Annotated in this window: 8 protein-coding genes; 6 read left to right on the forward strand and 2 right to left on the reverse strand. The window is 43.8% G+C overall.

Features of this window, described 5'->3' with window-relative positions; all coding sequences use genetic code 11:
* Positions 1–72 precede the first annotated feature (72 nt).
* On the forward strand, positions 73–6,819 hold the full coding sequence (locus ACN6KS_RS09645) for an S-layer homology domain-containing protein (protein ID WP_440961886.1): 6,747 nt from the start codon (positions 73–75) through the stop codon (positions 6,817–6,819).
* 55 nt (positions 6,820–6,874) lie between these two features.
* Here ACN6KS_RS09645 and ACN6KS_RS09650 read toward each other — a convergent pair whose 3' ends face one another.
* Positions 6,875–7,459: a GNAT family N-acetyltransferase gene (locus tag ACN6KS_RS09650; RefSeq protein ID WP_440961887.1), complete on the reverse strand. Its 585-nt coding sequence runs from the start codon at positions 7,457–7,459 to the stop codon at positions 6,875–6,877.
* A gap of 257 nt (positions 7,460–7,716) precedes the next feature.
* Here ACN6KS_RS09650 and ACN6KS_RS09655 point away from each other — a divergent pair, with 257 nt between their 5' ends.
* The 5 genes from ACN6KS_RS09655 (at position 7,717) to ACN6KS_RS09675 (ending at position 21,419) form a co-directional block, all read left to right on the forward strand.
* Positions 7,717–11,475, forward strand: a complete 3,759-nt coding sequence (locus ACN6KS_RS09655) for an alpha-L-arabinofuranosidase C-terminal domain-containing protein (protein WP_440961888.1) — start codon at positions 7,717–7,719, stop codon at positions 11,473–11,475.
* 258 nt (positions 11,476–11,733) lie between these two features.
* Positions 11,734–12,255 carry a serine O-acetyltransferase gene (locus ACN6KS_RS09660; RefSeq protein WP_440961889.1) on the forward strand — a complete coding sequence of 174 codons (522 nt, stop codon included), beginning with the start codon at positions 11,734–11,736 and terminating at the stop codon, positions 12,253–12,255.
* A gap of 110 nt (positions 12,256–12,365) precedes the next feature.
* Positions 12,366–14,198 (forward strand): UbiD family decarboxylase, encoded by a 1,833-nt coding sequence (locus ACN6KS_RS09665; RefSeq protein ID WP_440961890.1) that lies wholly within the window; start codon positions 12,366–12,368, stop codon positions 14,196–14,198.
* Positions 14,199–14,616: 418 nt separating this feature from the next.
* Positions 14,617–20,805, forward strand: coding sequence for an SGNH/GDSL hydrolase family protein (locus ACN6KS_RS09670; protein WP_440961891.1), 6,189 nt, complete (start codon positions 14,617–14,619; stop codon positions 20,803–20,805).
* A gap of 149 nt (positions 20,806–20,954) precedes the next feature.
* Entirely contained in the window at positions 20,955–21,419 is a 465-nt protein-coding gene (locus ACN6KS_RS09675) for a DUF2269 family protein (protein WP_179283714.1), read from the forward strand.
* On the opposite strand, the gene ACN6KS_RS09680 is transcribed toward ACN6KS_RS09675, so the two are convergent.
* Positions 21,391–22,587: a glycosyltransferase family 4 protein gene (locus ACN6KS_RS09680; RefSeq protein ID WP_440961892.1), complete on the reverse strand. Its 1,197-nt coding sequence runs from the start codon at positions 22,585–22,587 to the stop codon at positions 21,391–21,393. The two genes, ACN6KS_RS09675 and ACN6KS_RS09680, sit on opposite strands and share 29 nt — an antisense overlap.
* Positions 22,588–22,628: the final 41 nt, after the last annotated feature.

Raw genomic sequence — 22,628 nt, forward strand, 5'->3', positions numbered from 1 at the left:
AAACAACTCGTTTACAAAGGAGGTTTATGATGAAAGTCTAACTGATTAGTAACACGAGGAGGAATTTTGTTCATGAGTTTGAAGTTTGAGAAAGTGAAAAAACGGACAAGTTTAGCATTAGCTGTATTGCTGTTCTTGTCTATGATTCCGCAAGGCTTGCTATTGCCTAAGGCTGCAGGAGCTGCTTCTGCGCATGTAGTAATCAGCCAAGTATTTGGTGGGGGAGGGAATAATGGAGCTCCATATTCCTATGATTTTATAGAGCTCTATAACCCGACTGACTATGATGTAGATTTGAATGATTATGCTGTTCAGTATGCTGCAAAGGCGGGAGTATTTACGGCTGCTACCTCAGGAACCGTAAGTATGACACCACTCACAGGTAAAATGATTAAATCACATGGATTCTTACTGATACAGGGTGCCAAGGGAGCTAATGCTCCGGCAGATCTTCCTGTTCCAGCAGATGTGATTGGAAATATAAATTTATCAGGAACTGATGGTAAGGTTGCACTCACAAGCATACAGGCTGCCATTTCTGGCGTTTCAGATTCTAGTGTGGTTGACTTTCTAGGCTTCGGTGGTGCCAACGAGTCAGAAGGAACGAAATTATCTGCCCTAAGCAATTCAACCAGTGCACAACGGAAATCAGAGGATGGAAGTAATACTGGACCAGGTAAAGGTGCTGGACTAGATACTGATAACAACAGTACGGATTTCGTTGTGGGCCCCGTTCTAGCTCCAAGAAACTCTGCTACACCAGCTATTGTGATTACCAAAAGTTCACAACCGCTTGGACAGAACATTCAATTCACTAATGAAGGTACAGTAGGTACGGTCACAGGAAATATTGCGTCTGTTACAGCAGATACATATGTATCCTTGTATCTAAATGATCCAAGTACAGGTTCAGTTGTGGTTACGAATGCTGTTTATGCAGATGCGTCAGGGGCATTTAACAATTTAACCTTTGATAATATTGGCGGCAGTACACAAGTTTACCTAACGGCTAAAGATCTGGATAAAAGTGCAAGTAGTCCTGTAGTTATTCGTTTGGCTGTGCCTAGTGCAGCTCTTAATCCGGACAAGCTTAACTATTATCTTGATTCCCAAGGCGGAGGTAGAATTGTAGGAGCTGCAGGTGCTGCTGTTCCTAATTCAACAATCTACAGCTACAATAGCTCCACAACTGGAAGCCGTAACTCCAATACAACAGATGGAAAAGACTATGTTGTTGCTGGAGCAGATGGATCGTTCACCTTTACTTTCACAGGTGGTACGGATGATGTTTATGTAGCACAGTTGACCGTCAACTCTAATGGTAGAAATTTGGAGGGTCCTCGAACTGTAGTTACTAAAGAAGACACATCGGTTATTACACCGATCAGTACGATACACACGAATGATAGCAACGGTAAATCGGATAAAATTAATCAAGTGTTTACGATTCAAGGTGTAGTCATTGGTAATAATGAATTGACTGCAAGCAATACATTCTATATGCAAGATGCTACAGGAGGAATCGCGGTCTTTGGAACCCTTCCAACGGGTGTTACAGTAACCCAAGGTGATTTAGTTACAGTCACAGGTGCGATTCAATTTTATAATGGCTTAACAGAAATAACCCCTACGAAAGTTGTAAAGAATGGAAAAGCCGCGCTTCCTATTCCTACAGAATCTACTTTGTTAGATTTAATCAACTACACAAAGGCAGAACCACTGGAAGGAACATTAGTTCAATTCACAGGTAAAATCACTAACATTCCAGCGATGGCTGGTAATGGGTATAACATTACCGTTGCTGAGACTGTAACGAACAAAACGATAACGGTTCGTGTTACTACAGCTAGTGGAATTGATGTTCCGACCAAACTGGAGAAGGATTTAACCTACACATTTACCGGGATATTCAGTCAGTATGTGTCAGGTACTACTTTTAAGAGTGGGTATCAGGTATTTCCTAGATCCACCGATGATGTGAAAGAAGTTAAAGAGCTTGCACTTACACATCAAGCGATTACACAGGCTTATACGAATGCAGATATTCAATTTGCCGCTAAAGCTAAAAACGCTGATTCTGTAATTATTCACTACAGAACCATGGGTGGGGTATATGCTTCATTACCTATGAGTACTACTGATGGCAGCAGCTACACAGCACATTTGAATTCTAGCTTTGTTGCTTCAGGTAATAGTTTTGAGTATTACATAGAAGCTAAGATGGGTGAAGTTACTAAGCAGTCGGGCACACCGGATGCACCCTTTAAGGTTTCTGTAGTTGAGGATACATTTGCACCTGAGTTTTTCGAAGAGACTCCAATGTCAGGTACGAAGATCGAAGATAGACAGCCAGCCATTTCTGTGAAATATGATGAGCCAAGCGGTTTGGATGCATCCTCTTTAGTCGTCAAGCTGGATGGAAAGACTGTTCCGGCTAGCATTAACGGAGATACCATCATGATTACCAATAGCAGCGAACTTGCGATTAGTGATCATACGGTTGTCGTGAATGTTAGTGATAACAAGCATAATGCGGGAACGTATAAATGGACTTTTACAATTACACCTATCTTTACAGGCGGTAATCACTACCGTGGAACGACTCATAACCACACCAATATTTCACATGATGCTGCGGGTACCCCAGAAGATGCTTTGAAGGCAGCCGAAGCACATAACTATGATTTCTTCGCTTTTTCAGACCATTCGCATGATATTGATGCAGCGATGGTAGGCTCGGATACCGTAGATCATAAAGGTCAACCGGAACGTACGGGGGGAGAAGACTGGAAATTAACGAAGGATCTAGCGAAGCAATACACTAAAAATGATAGCTTTGTTGTATTCCCAGCGTTTGAAATGACTTCAACTACTTGGGGTCACTCCAATGTGTTTGGAACCGACAATTTTATTGATCGTAAACAAAACTCAGGTCAATACCAAGATTTGAGTAAGTATTATGCATGGGTATTGACGTATGACGATATCGTGGCCCAGTTCAATCATCCCGATATGTCAGCGAACGCTTTTAATAATTTCGCACCTTATGACAAAAATGTTGATAAATTGTTCACCATGTTTGAGGTGGGTAATGGATCAGGTCATTATGGTTATGCGAATGCAGAAAGTAAATACTTCAAAGCGCTGGATTTGGGATGGCATGTAGCCCCAACTTATGGTGAAGATAATCATGATGGTACATGGGGACAGACCAATGCGAGAACAGTCATCGTATCCGATGATTTGTCGCAGGAATCTTTGCTGCAATCGATGCGCAATATGCGCGTGTACATGAGTGAAGATCCAAACTTTACATTAGATGTTCTTGCGAATGGCAGTTACATGGGAGCAACCGTAAAGGGCAATACCCTTAACTTCTCCATCGCAGGAAAAGATGATGTTGCAGAAGATAAGAGTAAACCTGAATATAGCTATCTTAGCAGTTCCTATAAGTCTGATGATCGAGTGGCTAAGGTAGAGTTGATCACTAATGGCAATAAGATTATTAAAACAGTATCACCAATGACCAAAGACTTCACTTGGAGTCCTTCTGTTGAAGTAACGGGCGGTCAGCAATGGTTCGTGGTTAAGGTAACACAAATGGATGGTGAGCAAACATATTCCGCACCAATTTGGTCACAAGATGTAACTACAGATATTAAGATTAGCGGTATTAATATTGTAGGCAACAGCTTGGTTTCCGGTAGTCCGACTACCTTGGAAGCGGGATTAACTAACCTTGGATCACAGGATCTAAGTAATCTTAAAGTTCACTTCTATTATGATGTTGTGGACTCGGCTCATTTGATTAATGAAGTTGTAGTTCCTTCCGTATTATCAAAAGGTACGGCAACGGCGCAAGTGTTATGGTCCAATCCAGTTCAAGGCAATCATAAATTAATTGCAGTTGTAGATGCGCCGCCTGGCGATTCACCCGATGATAATCAGTTCGAATTGGAAGTGACCATCAAGGCTTCCTTGGGAATTAAAGTATTGATCGATGCCTCGCATAAAAATGAGAATACATCGACCGATGGAAGTACGTATAAAGACAATCTGAAAAGTTTCACCACACAGCTTCGGCAGGAAGGATACACTGTCGTAGAGAACACCGGAGCTATCACAGATGCAACATTGACCGATGTAAGTGTACTAATGTTTACACATCCTTCGGCCGCTGTGACTGATGCTGAAAGCACGGCGATAAAAGATTTTGTAGCGCGCGGAGGTTCATTGTTCTTAACAGAGAAGAGTAATAATGGTAGCTCAAAGCCTACGATTAGTAATGAGCTATTACAGAAGATAGGATCTACGATCCAGGTGAGTAATGACGGTATTTTTGACACAAGTCCTGAGGGTAACTTCTGGTCTCAACCTATAGGAACGAACACGTATACGGTTAGATTACATCCAGGATTAGTGAAAAACTATATTACAGACCGGGCATTGACCGTTGAGTATTACAGTGGGGCCAGCTTGGAAAAAGTCGGACATCAAGCACTAACAGATACGGATAAAGTTACCGTCCTTGTTTCAGGAAATGAAACGACGTTTCAAGATAAGATCGCTGCCGGCGGATACGTTTATGATATCGTCGATGACGGTGTTGGTGGCTCTGCAATTCCTGCAATAGCTTCAGAAGAAGTAGAAAAGGGACGTATTATTGTCTCCGGTATGAACTTTGTGAATGATAAGCAGCTGGATGAATCTTATAATCCTAAGGGCAACAATGAGCTTGGATTGAATTCTATCAATTGGCTGGCTCACAGAGAAACGAAGATCGACACGATCGCTAGTCTTAAAACACAACCAGAAGGAACAGCTGGAGTAGTTGAGGGAACAGTCGTTACGGGCTCGGACATCTTCTTCGATGCGTTCTATGTTCAGGATGCTTCTGGCGGGATTATGGCCTTTAAAGAAGTTCCTGAGAAAAGTTTGGTTGAAGGGGATACCGTACGAATTTACGGAAAAACGAAGCTGTTCGAGAACAACTATGAACTTGAATTTGATTCGTTCGCGATGGACGTAATTAAAACAGGACATACGGATCCGATACAATCACTTACATTAACTACAGCTCAGGCTAGTTTGGATAGTAACCAAGGGCTGTTAGTAAAAGTGACGGGGAAGGTTCGTTCACAATTCGATGAGAACTCCTATGTTATTGATGATGGCTCGGGTCCAATTCTGGTCTTTGCCGATGGGTATATCGTAAAACAGAGTGGTCCTGTTCCGGTATTGGCTATCGGCGATACATTGGTAGCTGTGGGAGTTACCGGCAAGAATACGGAAGGAACTCGCATCCGTGTGCGGAATACGAAGGAACTGGCTAAAGGTACCGATGAACCAATACCTACGGCAACAGTATCGCCAGCGCCAACGGAAACACCAGTTGTGACGCCGACGCCGACAGCAACGCCGACGCCGACGCCAACGCCGACAGCAACGCCGACGCCGACACCGACGGTAGAACCAACAGGAACACCAGTAGTGACACCGTCTCCAGATCCGACGTCACCAGTATCGGTATGGACACCATCACCAATGCCAACTGCAAAACCAACAGCAACACCAGTACCTACAGATCATGCGGCACAGTTGGATAACGTTAAGATTGCAGCGATAACTGAAGTGGGTAAGGATGGTGTGACATACGATAAAGTATCTGTCGATGCCAATGCACTTACCAAAGCACTTCAAGCGCATATGCAAGCGGTTCTAGGAATGGAGCTTTCCACGAATCCTATTAAAATCGAACTGCCATTACAGGCGTTTGCACCAACGGATGGTTCTAGATTGAACTCCAGTCTGAAGATTGAGAGCAGTCAGTTCTTCTATAATCTTCCTTCAAGTGTGATTCCTACGGCAGAGCTATTAAGAAGTCTGGGTGTGGATATTAAAGATATCAACATCACTATAATGATTTCAAAAGTGGATGAGCAACAAACCGGAATTATTAATCAAGCAGCCAACCAAAAGAGTGGCAGCTTGCTAAGTCCAGCATTTAAGTTTGAAATCACTGCTGAAGGCAATGGAAAGACGGTTAAGATTAATAACTTTGGTACGACTTATGTGTCCAGAGGGATAGCGCTGGATACAGCACTTGATCCACGAATTAGTACCGGAGTCCGTTTTGACGAAGCAAGTGGAGAGCTTGTATTCGTGCCTACTTACTTTACAGTGACAGGCAACAAAACTTTGGCAGACATGAAACGAAATGGAAACAGCATCTACACAGTCATTCACTCTGATGTTACGTTTAATGATATTAAAGGACATTGGGCGCAGAGCGATATCGAGCTTCTTGCTTCTAAATTAATTGTTAAGGGTGAAACTTCTACACATTTTGCACCTGAACAGCAAATTACAAGAGCGGAGTTCGCAGCTTTACTAGTACGGTCACTTGGGCTGGATGCTCAAGGGACAACGGTGAAGTTCAAGGATGTGAAGGCGAGTGATTGGTTCTATGGTGCTGTTGCCGCGGCAACAGATGCGAAGATTGTAAATGGGCTTGAAGATAACAGCTTCCACCCATTAACACCGATTAGCCGTGAAGAAATGGCAGTGATGACGCTTCGTGCACTGACCTATGCAGGTTATACTTCATCTGTTGCGACGAATCAGAACACTCTATTAGCTTCTTACAAGGATAATAGTACCATTGGAAGCTGGGCTAAGGAATCGGTCTCCGAATTATTAGCTAGTCAGGTTATGAATGGGATGACAGAGACGACCTTCGCTCCTAAAGCGTTGGCTACTCGTGCGCAAGCGGTTAAGATTCTCAAGCAATCACTGCAATTGATTAAATTTATGAACTAATTGGTACTAAAGAAAGAGCTGCCTGAGATTATTCAGGCAGCTCTTTCTTATTCCATTACCGCTTAGAAAGCTGGTAATAATTATAGCTTTCATTTTCAATCGTAATTTCATTAATTAAGTCAAAGTCACATTTTTGTATGACTCTAATTGAGGGTGTATTATGTACCAGAGCAATAGCGTTTAATACATCGTTAGATGTGTGCTCAAATAAAAACTTAATCAGTCCCTTGGCAGCTTGTGTAGTATACCCTTTGCCGCGATGATCCTTGGATATGGCATACATAATCTCTCTGTTCGGAGCGGGTAATTCATCCTTCATACCTGTACAACACCAACCGATAAACTCATTCGTCTCTTTTAAAATAATGCCTAAGCGAAGACGAAGCTCCCCGATATTTCCATCCGCTGAGACTGCTTGCAGAAACTGTTGGTTTTCTTTTATTTCATAGTTTATTAACCAATCTAGCCGTTGCTCTTTAGGGACATTCCAGTCGGGCAGAAATTCTATGATTTCAGGCTGCGTGGTAAGTGCATGAAACTCATCTAAATCCTCCAAGCTAAACTCTCGTAACAGGATATCTTTACATTCAATGGTAAATAAATCGCGTTTTGTTGATTCATAACCTACATGGGTATTCATATTTCATCTCTCCTTCATGCATTCTAATTCATTTTATCATGAATAAAAGGGTCTATTTGGTAAATTTTAATTATAAAAAAGTTTTCTTTTATTTCATAAAAATATTAATTAGTTAATATATTAATTGATTATAAAGTGTGTTATTATGTTTCGTATAAAGGTTAAATGATTCACGGTTGGAACGGTTCTGTCGTAGTAATCAGTAGATTGGTTAGGCTTTTATGATTTCTAATACAAAAGATGACAGGTGATCTTCTATGAACAATGACAATAGTAACAAATCTATTAATAGTAATTTGATAGCGTATTATAAGTTTGATAACCCCGATCATGTAGGTCAAGATTACTCAGGGAATGGGAACGATGGAACCGCTTCAGGGACTAAGCTGCCCTCCATTCAGACGGTAGCGGGTAGAAGTGCTGTTTCACTAGCGGGTGGAGAACATGGCACATCCTATATTTCTTTGCCGGATGATCTTCTTAAAGAGGTCAGCGACCAAACTGGCCTTACTGTATCGACTTGGATGCATGTAAGTAGTGGTGGGAGCTTATGGGAAAGACTTTTTGATTTCGGCAAAGGCGAGACGGGTCCTTATATTTTTTTAACACGAAATTTCCGGGGAACTTGTTTTGCAGGGGAAGATTTAGTCGCAGATCCTGGGAAATCCTTTACTGCTGGTGAATGGGTACATGTCGCTTTTGCGGTCACTGGAACAAAAGGTGGAACACTAAGCAGTGCAGGACCTGTAGTGTATATAAATGGTGAGGTCGTTGCGGACGGAATGATCAGTCAGACTTCCAGCGGTACATATGCTAAGCTGCGCACATGGTTTGCTACATTTGAGGACCAAGGAAATTATAGTAACAATACGATCGGAAGGTCTCAGTACACTGCAGATGTGGATTTCGGAGGCTCTCTAGCGGACTTCCGTGTATATAAAGCGGGTTTAACGCAGGACGAAGTGATTGAGATTATGTGTGAATCGTTGACTGATGAAGATATCGTTAAGCTTGCAAAAGATAAATATTTAACCTTCACTAGCTCCATCATCACCAAAGATATCGAATTGCCCGCTACGCTCATGGGCGGAAAAGTTAACGTGTCTTGGGTGTCCAGCGATTCAGCAATCCTTTCTAATGAGGGCATTCTGAATAAAACAGTCCAATCTGCGCAAGGTGTAACGCTTACCGCGCTTTTGAAAAAAGGTGACAGTGTAGTAGAAAAGAGCTTCAATGTGTCTGTGCTCCCAGAAGGGTTGCCACCTTACACTTTAACGATCGATGGGAACCTTGAGATTTTGGATGTTAGCGATGTTCTATATGGCCTTTTCTATGAGGATATTAATAATGCAGCAGACGGTGGGATTTATGCAGAGCTAGTGCAGAATCGTTCCTTTGAGTCATTTGCTTTTGACAGCTATTCACATGTATGTGGGGTGCATGGGACTTCAACGGGAAGAAATTATACACCTTTGCATGCATGGTCTGGTGACACGGATAAAGTGACGGTTCATCATACAGGCGGATTAAATGATTTCTTCGGAATCGAAGATAAAGATATGAATGCTCATTATGTGACAGTGGCAGATGGCGCGACGATTAAGAATAGAGGCTTTGCGGATTCCAATCAGCACTGCTCAATGTTTATTCAGAAGGATGCTAAGTATAACTTCACCATTTGGGCGAAGGCAGAGGCAGCGGGAACAATCACCCTGCAATTGCTCGACAAAGACGGTAAAGCCATTAGCGATACGGCGGTGGTTGAGGTGAACGATGACGGTAACTGGAAGAAATATGGCGTGGCTTCTAAGCTTGTATTAACAGGATCTGAAACTGTACTCGGTCAGCTGGCGTTAACCTTTAACGGTGAGATTTCCATTGATATGGTCTCCTTAATGCCGGAAGAGGTTTGGGGCGCTGGGGAAGAAGAACGTTCTGCTACAGCTCATGCGAACTATAAAGGGAATCCGAACTATAGACTTAGAAGAGACTTAGTGAATGCACTCGTTGATCTTCATCCGACGTTCTTGCGTTTCCCTGGAGGCTGTATTTCTGAAGGGTCTCATATTTGGGAGAATGTGTACGATTGGAAAGAATCCGTCAACGACATTGAGCTTCGCAAAGAGAACTATAATGTATGGGGCTACATGATGACGATGGGGCTTGGCTATATGGAGTATTTCCAATTGGCCGAGGATTTGAATGCAACACCACTTCCTGTTATGGCCTGCGGGGTACTCTGTCAAGCACGTTCGGATTATGCGAATCCTGCTGGTGGTGCATTAAGAGACTATTATGTGAAGAACTTTACGGATCTGATTGATTTTGCGATAAGCATGGATTTTGACAATAACGAGTGGGCCGCTTTGCGTAAAAAGATGGGCCATGAAGCAGCGTTTGACCTGCGTTACTTGGGTGTGGGGAATGAAAACTGGGGAACAGAGTTTTTTGCTAACTTCGAATATTTTAAAATAACAATTGATGAATATATGGTGAAGAACTACCCTGATCATGAACTGACCATTCTTTCTACGGTTGGCGCACAAGCAGATGATGATGCCTATCAACAAGGCTGGAAATTCCTAAGCGGAAATCTACAGGGCTCGGAACAGATCAGCTTCACGGATGGAACATCAAGTATTGAAGAGACGGTTACCTGGTATGAGAAACAAAAGAACTACATGGATACCATTGCGGACGAGCATTACTACCGTTCCAACGAGTATTTGTTAGAGAATGCGGATCGCTACAATTATTATTACAGAGCTTATAAAGAAGACGGCAGTTTGGACGAGGCTGAAACTTCGAAGGTTTTTGTGGGTGAATATGCTTCGACAGATAAAAATACATTGGCAGGAGCGATTGCTGAGGCGGCGATCATGTCCAGCTTCGAGAATAACGCTGATGTGATTAGACTAGCTGCAACGGCACCTTTGTTCAATAAGGTATTAACAGATGGCACCTACAGATGGACACCAGATTGCATTTGGTTTGATGATGAAACTGTATGGTACACGCCGAACTACTATGTTCAACAGCTGTACGCTAAATATCTCGGCACCAAAGTGGTTGGCACATCGTTCTCGACCTATCGCAACGGGGAAAAGGTAGACCTCATTCCTCACGGAGGAATTGAAGTGGCTGCCGGAAAAGCATCAGTGGTTGTGAAGCGGTTGGAGGTTACTTCGAATACGGATGGAAGCGTTATGTTTGAGCAAGATTTTACACAACCGCTGCATGAAGCTTGGAAAGTTATTCCTGGCTCTGCCGGATATACGATTGATCCTTCCAAAGGTCTAGTCTTGAAGGCACAGAACAGCGGGCTGAATGGATTGTATATCCTCAATGACACGTGGACTAATTATAAAGTAGAGGTTGTTCTTGAAAGAGCTTCCGGCGAAGATGGCTTCTATGTAGGTGCAGGTCTGACAGACATTTCACCAGAAAATAAAGATGTTATCGAATATGCGATTGGTTATAATGGCGATGCCACAGGAGTCAAGGTGTACAAGCAAGGGATTGAGGCTTATACGCTCGGCGATTATTCCTCTAGTACAGCAGCAGGTAACCTGAGAGCTAGTTGCTATGAAGAGCTGGCGGATCATACGGTATATACCATCACTGTTAATTATGGTGGAGCAGATGGCAAGCATTTGATTTGCTCTTACACAGATGGCAAGACAACAAGTAAAGTGCTTGATTATAAGCTCGAAGCGTATAACAGAGAAGTATACAATTCCGTTACTAAAGATGATAAGCATCTCTATATGAAGCTTGTGAATGCGGATCGTGTAGAGAAAGCAACGAAGCTTGAATTGAAAGGCTTAAACGTAGCTACTACCGGTAAATGGATTACTTTAACAGGCGATGCTTCGCTGATTCACACCCCTAATGTGAACAGAAAAAATGATGAGAAGGTTACTCCGGTTGAAACAGAAATCATGTTTAATAAAGACACTGCAATTGTAAATCTAGCTGCCCATTCTGTGAACGTGATTGTTCTGGACCTTATTTAATAGAATAGATAGCATTGAGCGCGCGCCGATATCACCTCGGCGCGTGTTGTTGTTTAGGAAGGCTTGTAATCGGTTGATGTTTATATAGGGAGAACTGTCCACTTCTTGATGAATCTCTGAATCTAACTTACACTGGTGAAAGCACAATCACCCGAATGACTCTCCATCCTGCGAACCTCCCAGTTAATTTTCACCTCATAGCTGCTTTCATTTCACGAGAATATAGTTCATATCTTGCCCCTATAGGAGGATGATACAATGATGAAATCATTCAAAATGGACTGGAAGGCAAATCTAAAAAATCCACAAACGATTATGGCTTTGTTTACTTATCGTTTTGGAAATTGGGTGTATTATCGGGTGAAAAGTGGCCTGATCCGCAAACCTTTGTGGCTCCTATACCGAATAATGGATGTGCTGTTTGTTCGAATTGTTGCCAGTGGAGAGCTTCATGCAGAGGCTCAAATTGGTGATGCGCTTCATTTACCGCATGGGTTAAATGGCATTATCATTAGTCCTAAAGCGGTGATTGGAAACAACGCTACTATTTTTCACCAAGTGACCATTGGGGGGAGAAATAACTTAGGGGAACCTGTGATTGGTGATAGAGCATTTATCGGAGTAGGTTCTAAGATACTTGGCCCGATTACGCTGGGGAATGATGTTAATATCGGAGCGATGTCAGTTGTGGTTAAGGATGTGCCGGATAATGCTTCGGCCGTAGGGATTCCTGCCAGAAATATTTTGCGAGATGAACCTAAACCTGTACATACAAGATAACGGCGGGATGTTCTAGTACATAGGGTATCGCTTTATTTTAATAAGTTACAGGGTATAATTAAAGCATCCAAGAAATCTTGTAATAACCTTCTAGAGATCGGAGTAATGAAATGAAATATAGCAATTTAGAAGAGTGTGTAAATGATTTAGAGAAACATGGACATTTGGTTCGTATTCGTGAAGAAGTGGATCCCTATCTGGAGATGGCCGCAATTCACTTGAAGGTTTATGAAGCCGGTGGGCCTGCATTATTATTTGAAAATGTAAAAGGCTCGAAGTTTCGTGCGGTGTCTAACCTTTTTGGAACGATTGAGCGCAGTAAGTTTATCTTTCGGCGTACCTGGAACTCCACACATAACGTAATTGCACTTCGTAACGATCCTATGAAAGCACTCAAAAATCCTTTTAAATATGTAGGGACAGGACTATCCGCGAGAAAAGCATTGCCTATCAAAAAGCCAGGGGGTCTGCCAAGTGGTTTTCAGGAAATCAGTATTTCTGATCTTCCGCTGATTACACATTGGCCAGAGGATGGTGGCGCTTTTGTCACATTGCCGCAAGTGTATTCCGAAGATCCAGACAAGCCAGGCATTATGAATTCCAATCTGGGCATGTACCGCGTTCAGTTGAATGGCAATGATTATGAACTCAATAAAGAGGTTGGTATTCATTATCAGATTCATCGCGGTATCGGCGTTCACCAAGAAAGAGCCAATCGAAAAGGAGAACCCCTTAAAGTGAGCTGCTTCATCGGCGGACCTCCAGCGCATACGTTATCGGCTGTAATGCCTTTGCCAGAGGGAATGAGTGAGATGATCGTTGCAGGTTTACTTTCGGGACGTCATTTTAGCTATAGCTATGTAGATGGATATTGCATTAGTAATGATGCAGATTTTGTGATCACAGGGGAAATTCATCCTGGTGAGACGAAGCCGGAAGGGCCTTTTGGTGATCATTTAGGATATTACAGCTTAGTTCATCCTTTTCCAGTTATGAAAGTACATAAAGTGTACGCTAAAAAGAATGCCATCTTTCCATTTACGGTTGTCGGCAGACCACCACAAGAGGATACCGCTTTTGGTGAGTTAATTCACGAGTTGACGGGCGGAGCTATTCGACAAGAAATCCCGGGTGTCAAAGAAGTTCACGCCGTTGATGCTGCGGGAGTTCATCCCCTTTTATTTGCGATTGGCAGTGAACGTTATACGCCTTATCAGCAAGTGAAGCAGCCAGCAGAGATTCTTACCATTGCAAATCGGATTTTGGGTACAGGCCAGCTTAGTTTAGCTAAGTTTTTATTTATTACAGCCGAAGAACAACAGCCTATTAGTACACATGATGTTGAAGATTTCTTGACGTATATTCTGGAGCGAATTAATCTTCGCAGAGATATTCATTTCTATACGAATACAACGATTGATACCCTTGATTATTCCGGCACAGGATTAAACAGCGGGAGTAAGGTGATTTTCGCTGCAGTTGGGGAGAAGAAAAGAGAGCTAAGTACAGAGGTTCCTGGCATTTTTCAAGAACTACAAGGATTTGAACATGCGCGTATGGTAATGCCGGGTCTCGTGGCGCTTCAAGGCTCTAAATTCACTACTTACGCTGAAGCAGCGCAGGAAATGAACAAGCTTAGCGAAGCGATTCAAGAAGAGGGAGCACTCCCATCATGTCCGATGATTATTGTGTGTGATGATAGCGAGTTCTTAAGTGATAGAATTGAGAATTTCCTATGGGCGACGTTCACGCGCAGCAATCCTTCTCATGATATATATGGCGTGAACAGTTCAACGGAGTATAAGCATTGGTCATGTGATAACGTGATTATTGATGCGCGTGTAAAACCTCATCAAGCGCCACCATTAATTCCGGATCAAGCGGTTCAAAAGCATATCGAACGATTATTTGCTCCGGGTGGCAGCTTAAACGGTAAGATCTAACCATAACTCAAAGACCTTCTTGGAAAACCAAGGAGGTCTTTTTGCTGTTTTTTGAAATGATTTTACTCATATGAAATTAAAAATGTATAGGTGTATTCTGGGTTTTATGTCCCAGCTTGTCACGAAATCGTAGGATTTTATAACTAGAGGCGAGTGAATTGAACGGTTTAGTGTACGATAAACTCTGTTTTTTAAATGTTCATAGTGAAACTTAGGTGGTAGTATCGTGTTGGATATGAGTGCATCTGGAAATGATTATCCAGAAAAGTGTCTGAGCAAGGAGGAGGGGATACGCGCACGAAGAGAACTTATATTTGAAGAATGAATGACAATGAAGCTTATTGTAAGCGTTTACTGCAGCAGGGCCAGATGCGTACTAAGTTCTTTCAATCCTAAGAAAGCGGGTGAAGCACGGAAGATGAAGAGAAATAAAATGGGGAATAAAATACTTATTGTGTTATTGTCGTGGGTCTTCATTTGTTCATCTCTATTTCCCTCTACAACCTTTGGAGTGCAACCAGCCAGTGCGGATTCAGGTCCAATAACTTTGCGATATGATTTTGGAACGGCAACAAGTCCTGTAATGAGTAGTTATACAGCTGTGCATGAATCTAAGCTGTATACGAAGGAGCTAGGATATGGTCTAGATCAGGCGGTTGCCTCAAGAAATCGCTCGGGCGGAGATGAACTGACTAATGATTTTATATTGGGATTGTCTTACGCCTTTCTAGTGGATCTTCCTAATGGGGATTACGATGTGACTGTATTCTCAGGAGATTTATTGGCAGGCACAAGTACAACCAAAACTACGATTACCTTAGAAGGTGTTACGGCTGGTTCATTAAGCAGCAAGCAGGCTGTAAATCAAGCCACCTACCGCACGGCTGTCCATGACGGTCAACTGACCGTTGGCATTACGGGTACAGGGGTTGGCGGGTATTTAAATGGACTTACGATTCAGCAAATCGTGCCGGGTCCGCTGCAGGCTCCTGAGAGCTTAGCGGTTACGAATCTCTCGCCCGCTGCGGTCTCCCTCGGGTGGAGCAGCGTGACAGAAGCAGTCTATTACAATATATATCGGACAGAGCTTCCTAGCGGGGCTATTCAATCGATTGGTCAAGTTGCTGCGACCAACTACGTGGATTCAGACGTAAATCAAGGCAGTGGCTACATCTATAATGTGTCTGCTGTTAAAGGCAGCGGTGAGGAGTCTGCTTTGAGTGCATCTGTGACAGTAGATAAAATTCCGGAGGCAGAGGTTCCGGCAGCACCAACGGGCCTTTCGATTGTCAGCGTAGGTGCGAGTTCTGTTCAGCTAAGTTGGAACAACGTGGCGGGAGCTACCCGTTATACAATCTTAAGATCTGATTCAGCAGATGGATCCTTCCAGGAGATTGGGCAGTCGGAAAAGACGACATTTACGGATGTAGCAGTAGATACCTCTAAGCGTCAATATTTTGGGGTAAAAGCTGCTAATGGCCAAGGACAATCCCAGTTATCTAACAAAGTGGAAAGTATGGTATACACGCCACCTGTAACATTGCCAGAAGGAAATGTATATTCCTTTGATTTTGGCCCAGGTGCTGCGGCGGAAGGTTATCTTAAGGTCGATGCGGGGGTATCTTATTCCTCTGCGGTTAAATATGGATTTACGGATATATCAAAGGTAACTGCTGTAGACCGGGGAACCTCTGATCCTTTACGATCGGATTTGGTGGTCCCTAAGGATACTGCCTTTAATGTAGATTTACCGAATGGTGACTATACTGTGTCACTTATCGCTGGAGATAGCGCCGGAGATACGGACATTGGCATCAAAGTAGAATCCATTCAAAAAGTTCAACAGACGAGCAAAACATCAGGTCAGTATTTGGAAATGAGCTTTGACATCGCTTTGGTGGATGGACAAATGAACTTGGCGTTCTCTGGCACTAAGCCTAATATCAATGCACTGGTGATTACTAAGCAGCCAGACCGTCCTGCTAATGAATTGCCTACAGTTTATATTGCGGGTGATTCAACTGTGCAGACTTATGATCCTTACTGGATACCACAGGCTGGCTGGGGACAAATGATTCCTGATTTCTTTAGTGAGGAAGTAACGTTTAAGAATCACGCTATAGGAGGCCGCAGCTCTAAGTCATTTATTGTAGAGGGGCGGCTGGATGAAGTACTGCGAAAGATACAGCCAGGTGATTATTTCCTTATCCAATTTGGTCACAATGACGCAACGATCAGCGTTCCTGATCGGTATGCCTCTCCAGCAGATTATAAAAATTATTTAAAAACGTATGTCGAGGGAGCCAGACAAAGAGGAGCGACTCCGATTCTGGTGACCCCGATGGGACGTAGAGATTATAATGCTGCCACGGAACAATTTAATGTGAGTTTCCCTGAATATGTGCAGGCAATGAAAGAGGTAGCGAATGAGCTGCATGTGGAATTGGTTGATCTTAGCGCGCTAAGTGTCGCTTATTACAACGCGATCGGTTTTGCAGCTACACGATCGGTGTTCCTTCACCTCGATGCAGGGATATATGGTGCTTTCCCGAATGGGTCGACAGACGATACTCACTTTCAAGAGTACGGAGCGATTCAAATGGCTCGTCTGCTGGCCAAAGGAATAGAGCAATTAAACATTCCGCTCTCCAGTTTTGTAGAGGACATTAAGCAGCCAGAAACAGTGCCTGCCAAGCCAAAAGGTCTTGTAGCGGGAAGTATCAGTAATGCAGGTGCAGTACTGAAATGGGATAATGTAGAGGGCGCTGATATTTATAAAATCTATCGTAAGCTGGCGTCAGAAGCTGAAACTGCTTACGTATTGGCGGGAACTGCCACTATTCCAGCTTTAACATTAAGCGGAATGGCGGAAGGTAACAGCTACTCCGTTCGAGTGACTGCAGTAAACGGATTAGGTGAGTCTGAGCCTTCAGATGAAGTTAAGCTGACTACGAAGTCCGCACAATATCGTTATGATTTTGGACCTGTTGGCTCACCCGTTGCCGCCGGTTATACGGAAGTGAACCGTAATGTACTTTATACAGCAGAACGTGGTTATGGCTTGTCCTCAAGTGAAGGTATGAGTGATCGAGATCGCGGTAGTGCGACTGATGCACTTCGTAGAGATTTCGTGATCTATTTTGGAGGCTCGTATGAATTTAAAGTGGATTTACCGAATGGTTATTATTCCGTTAAGACTTATACCGGAGATTGGATTGGTTCTACCAAGACGAACGTAGCGATTGAAGGCAAAGATTATGGAACAGTCTCCTCAGGTAAGGAAAATATTGCTGAGAAGCTGTATAACCAGATCGCTGTCAAAGACGGTCAGATGAATCTTGTTTTTAGCGGCACAACGGCTCATCTCAATGGACTTGAAATCACACCTCTATTATTAGCCCCAACGAATCTGAAACTAGGTAGTCTGGACTTAAACAATGAGCCTATCGCAGCTAATCTATCTTGGGATGGTATGGATAGTGCGCTGAGATACCGAGTTTATCGTCAAGCAACGGTTGCGAACAGTGCAGAGCTGCTGGGCGAGACAACAGAGCCGCTTTACACAGATACCACTGCGGATATCGGTATGGAATACATCTATACGGTAACTTCGGTAGATAGCACGGGACTGGAATCCGTAACATCTAATGCCTTAAAGGTATCTATGATTGATCCATCTGTAGCAAAAGCAACCGTACCTAGTGGTCTAGCAGTACAATCTACGAACAAAAATGATGTGACCTTTACATGGAATGAGGTATCGGATGCAAGGATGTTCAACATTTATCGTGCGAAATCCGCGGATGGTGAGTTCATTCTAATCGGCAAATCATTCGAAGCTTCATACACAGACACCACCATTCTAAGTACAATTCCTTACTATTACAAAGTTGCCTCGGTAAATGCAGGCGGTATCTCTGATCTTTCCGCTACGCTGGAAACCTCAGCGGTGACAACACTATATCGGAAGATGGAGGCGCTGGATCGTGCGCCTGTAGCGGTTAAGACAGATGAGGGCATTTATATCAGCTGGCGGATGTTAGGTCTGGACCCGGAATCGATCGGTTTCAATCTGTATCGCGGGGAAGAGAAGCTAAATGATTCGTTGATTACGCAAAGCACGAACTATCTCGATCCTTCCGGCACAGCTGATGCCAAATATAGAATCACATCGGTATACAATGGAATCGAAAAATCTGTTTCAGAAGAATTCAGCGTATGGCAGAAGCAGTACCTATCAGTTCCCTTGCAAAAACCAGCAGATGATTACACCAAAGACGGTCAGCCTTATACGTATAGTGCAGGGGATGCAAGTCTAGGGGATGTGGATGGTGATGGGGTCTACGAAATCATCATGTTATGGTCGCCTTCGAACAGCAAAGATAACTCCCAGGCAGGTTATACAGGACTAGTCTATATGGATGCTTATAAGCTAGATGGCACACGTTTATGGCGGATTAATTTAGGGCCTAATATTCGTGCTGGTGCGCATTATTCACCGTTCATGGTTTACGATTTGGACAGTGATGGGCGTGCTGAGATTATGATGAAGACAGCAGATGGTACGGTTGATGGTCAAGGTACTTTGATCGGTGATGCTAGTGCAGACTATCGCAACAGCTCGGGTTATGTGCTTCTCGGCAATGAGTATTTAACAGTGTTCGAAGGGGCAACAGGCCGGGCAATGGATACGGTTAGTTATGATCCGCCGCGTGGTGATGTGGGCGCTTGGGGCGATGCCTATGGTAATCGGGTGGACCGCTTTTTGGCAGCTGTAGCTTACTTAGATGGTGAACAGCCAAGCGTGATTTTCAGTCGTGGTTATTACACTAGAACTGTACTTGCAGCGTATAACTATCGCGGAGGTAAGCTAGAGAAGGTATGGCGATTTGATAGTAATGAAGAAGGGTATGGCGATTACGCAGGGCAAGGGAACCATAATCTTTCAGTAGGAGATGTAGATGGTGACGGCAAGGACGAAATAACCTTCGGCGCGATGGCCATTGATGATGATGGATTGCCGCTGTACAATACAAAGCTTGGTCATGGGGATGCGATCCATTTCGGAGATCTTGATCCAACCAGACCGGGGCTGGAGGTCTTTGATGTACATGAGCATACCGATTCCAAGTATGGTATTGAAATGCGTGATGCAGCTACAGGGGAAACCTTATGGGGTGTGTTCACAGGAATTGATACTGGACGCGGAATGTCAGCAGATATTGACCCGCGTTATGCTGGGGAAGAGGTATGGGCTGCAACGATCACCAATGAAGTGCAGATCCCTGTTACAGGCGTATACAGTGCTCAGGGAGAGCTAATTACGAATAAGCTGCCTTCCTCTACGAATTTCGGCATTTGGTGGGATGGTGATCTTTTACGGGAATTGCTGGATTCTAATCGAGTGGATAAGTGGGATTACACCAACCAGACAACAGCTAATTTGTTGACGGCTACTGGAGCTTCTTCTAATAATGGCACTAAGGCGAACCCAAGCTTACAGGCGGATCTGTTCGGGGATTGGCGTGAAGAAGTGATCTGGCGCGCAACGGACAGTTCTGAATTACGAATCTATACAACAACGGATATGACAGATTATCGTATTCGAACTTTGATGCATGATCCGATCTACCGACTGGGAGTGGCTTGGCAGAACGTGGGTTATAATCAACCTCCGCATCCTGGATTCTTTCTTGGCGAAGGCATGGAACAACCTGCGGCGCCAAAAATTCAATATGTTGGTTCTCCGGGGGAAACAGAAGATACTACACCACCTGCAATTACGGGTTTACCTTCTACTCAAATGAGTGAATCGGAGGTTTTGAAAATACAGGTCGTAGCAGAAGATCCTGAATCGGGTGTTCGTAGTTTGGATATCACCTTTGATGGAAAAGAAGTTGCCTATGGTGATGAGATTGCCCTAACAGGACTTACGGGATCACATACGTTCCTCGCAACAGCTGTGAATAACGCTGGACTCTCGACGACAGAACAAGTAATTATAGTCGTAAATGGGTCGCAGAAGGCTACAGGAATTCCGGGGCAGCCGGTCCTATCCAATAACAATGGGCAGGATACAGGACTCTTGGATGGTGATTACAAAATCACAATGAACATGTGGTGGGGCAATAATGGTACGGTCTACAAGCTATATGAGAACGGTACTTTAATAGACACGCAAACCTTACGCGATGACTCCCCAACCGCACAGACCGCAGTGGCTAGTGTTACTGGAAAAGAAAACGGTACCTACACCTACACGGCTGAGCTAACTAATTCATTTGGAACAACGGTATCTACTTCTCATATGGTTATTGTGAAGGATGCTGCACCAGGTAAGCCAGTGTTATCTAATGACAACTGGGATGGTGATGGAGAGTATAAAGTGACCATGAATCTATGGTGGGGGATGAACGGTAAAGTGTATCGCTTGTATGAGAATGGAGTGCTTATCGATACACAAACTTTAACAGCAAATACTCCGAATGCCCAAATGGCTTCTACTTCAATCACGAATCGATCTCCAGGTGTTTATGAATACCGTGTAGAACTGATGAATAATCAAGGCGTAAGTGAAAGTACAATTATGAAAGTCACGGTAAAATAACTAAGCAATAGTTAAAAATGCGCCTACGTCGGTAATATCCGGCTAGGCGCTTTTTCGAGATTATCTAAGAATTAAAGGATTCTGCAAGACTATTTTCACTATCATCGTCATATGAATCTAAACAACGAATGATAGGGAGGATTGTAATCATGGAATTGACGGAGATTATCTCTAAGATTGTGGTAGTCATACATGTTATAGCGGCCATTGTGGGAATTGGACCAGCTTTTGTGCTGCCAATACTGACAAGCTCTGCCAAGACAGGCAGCCAGCTTCGTTTTGTATTTGGCATGATGAAGACAATAAACAGATTCCCTAAAACGGGTGGGATTACCCTGATCGTTACAGGAATTTTGTTAATGATCATTGATAAAATGGGCTTGTCGGTGTTGTGGATCAATCTTTCGTTATTATTTTTTATCGTGATAGAAGTCATTATTATTGGATTTGTTGAGCCTCGATTGAAAAAGCTGACCCAGCTCGTGATGGCGAGTGAAGGCGACGAAATCCCTGTAGGCTACAACGCCGCAATGAACAAGATCGCTCCGTTAGAAGCAGCTGTACATGTGCTCACTATCGTCATTATTATATTAATGGTAGTAAAGCCGGTATAAGATCGAAGCGCCTGTTCTCAATGATCTCTTCATAATCGCGAATGAGTCCATCAAAAATGCTCTCCCACGAGCGGCCGAGCGCCAGCTGTCGCCCCTCATAACCCATAGCAGCCAGCTTTTGGGGTTGCTCTATACAGGCACAAATCTCACGAATAAAAGCAACAGGGGAACGAGGTGGGACGATGATTCCGGTGCGGCCGGGTGTAACCAGATCCTTCACCCCGCCTTCATTTACGGCGAGGACAGGCAGTCCAGAGGCCATGGCTTCAAGGACAACATTACCGAAGGTTTCCGTACTGGAAGGGAAGACGAATAGATTAGCTGAGGCATACAATTGGGCAAGCTCTTCACCGTGTTTGTAGCCCGTAAACGTGACATTTTGCGGCGCCTGTGCCCGCATTTCTGATAATAAGGGACCGTCTCCAACAACTAACCAATGCACCTGAGCTTGCATAGACTCGGGCAATTGCTGCATGGCGAGAGCAAGGGTGTTGATATCTTTTTCAGGAGCAATCCTTCCCACATACAGAAGTAATATCGGCGCGGTAATTCCGTAACGATCACGGACCTGATGGCTGCGTTTTTTCGGAGTGTAGAGATTGCAGTCGATGCCTCTAGACCAAAGCTTCAAACGTTGAAAACCTTGAGCTTGGAGGGAATCAAGTGTCTCGTTGGAGGGCGCGAAGGTAGCATCGCAGGACCGATGAAACCACTTCATGTACTTCCAATAAAGAGGAACAATTTTTTTCATCCGATAATATTCAAGATAGCGGTCAAAATGGGTATGGTAGGAGGCGACATGAGGCAGGCCAAGCTTTCTCGCATAGCGAAGGCCGCATAGACCGATATTGAACGGAGTAGCCAAATGCAGCAGATCGGGTCGAAAAGCTTTTAGCTCTGACTGGATGGAGGACATATTCGGCAGCGCGAGTCTACATTCTGGGTATAAGAAAAAGGGGATACTGGTAATGGGACGTATGGGATCGGCATAACTGTCTTCAGGAGCAGATTTCGGCGAAAATAGCAGATGCTCGATACCCCGCCGGTTCAAATGAGTGGTTAAGCGCTGAAGCGTAAGTGAGACACCATTCGTTTGCGGAAGAAATGTGTCTGTAAATAAAGCAAGACGCATAGAACCCCTCCCAGGTACTCTTGATGTCTTGATCATAACAGCCTATTATTTCATGGAGGTCAAACGGATGTTAAACA

Origin of the sequence: Paenibacillus nitricinens (assembly GCF_052056485.1) — a bacterium.
GTDB lineage: Bacteria > Bacillota > Bacilli > Paenibacillales > Paenibacillaceae > Paenibacillus_AQ > Paenibacillus_AQ nitricinens.

Coding starts and splice junctions, on each gene's coding strand:
- ACN6KS_RS09645 (WP_440961886.1), top strand. CDS start 73: ATGAGTTTGAAGTTTGAGAAAGTGAAAAAACGGACAAGTTTAGCATTA.
- ACN6KS_RS09650 (WP_440961887.1), bottom strand. CDS start 7,459: ATGAATACCCATGTAGGTTATGAATCAACAAAACGCGATTTATTTACC.
- ACN6KS_RS09655 (WP_440961888.1), top strand. CDS start 7,717: ATGAACAATGACAATAGTAACAAATCTATTAATAGTAATTTGATAGCG.
- ACN6KS_RS09660 (WP_440961889.1), top strand. CDS start 11,734: ATGATGAAATCATTCAAAATGGACTGGAAGGCAAATCTAAAAAATCCA.
- ACN6KS_RS09665 (WP_440961890.1), top strand. CDS start 12,366: ATGAAATATAGCAATTTAGAAGAGTGTGTAAATGATTTAGAGAAACAT.
- ACN6KS_RS09670 (WP_440961891.1), top strand. CDS start 14,617: ATGAAGAGAAATAAAATGGGGAATAAAATACTTATTGTGTTATTGTCG.
- ACN6KS_RS09675 (WP_179283714.1), top strand. CDS start 20,955: ATGGAATTGACGGAGATTATCTCTAAGATTGTGGTAGTCATACATGTT.
- ACN6KS_RS09680 (WP_440961892.1), bottom strand. CDS start 22,587: ATGATCAAGACATCAAGAGTACCTGGGAGGGGTTCTATGCGTCTTGCT.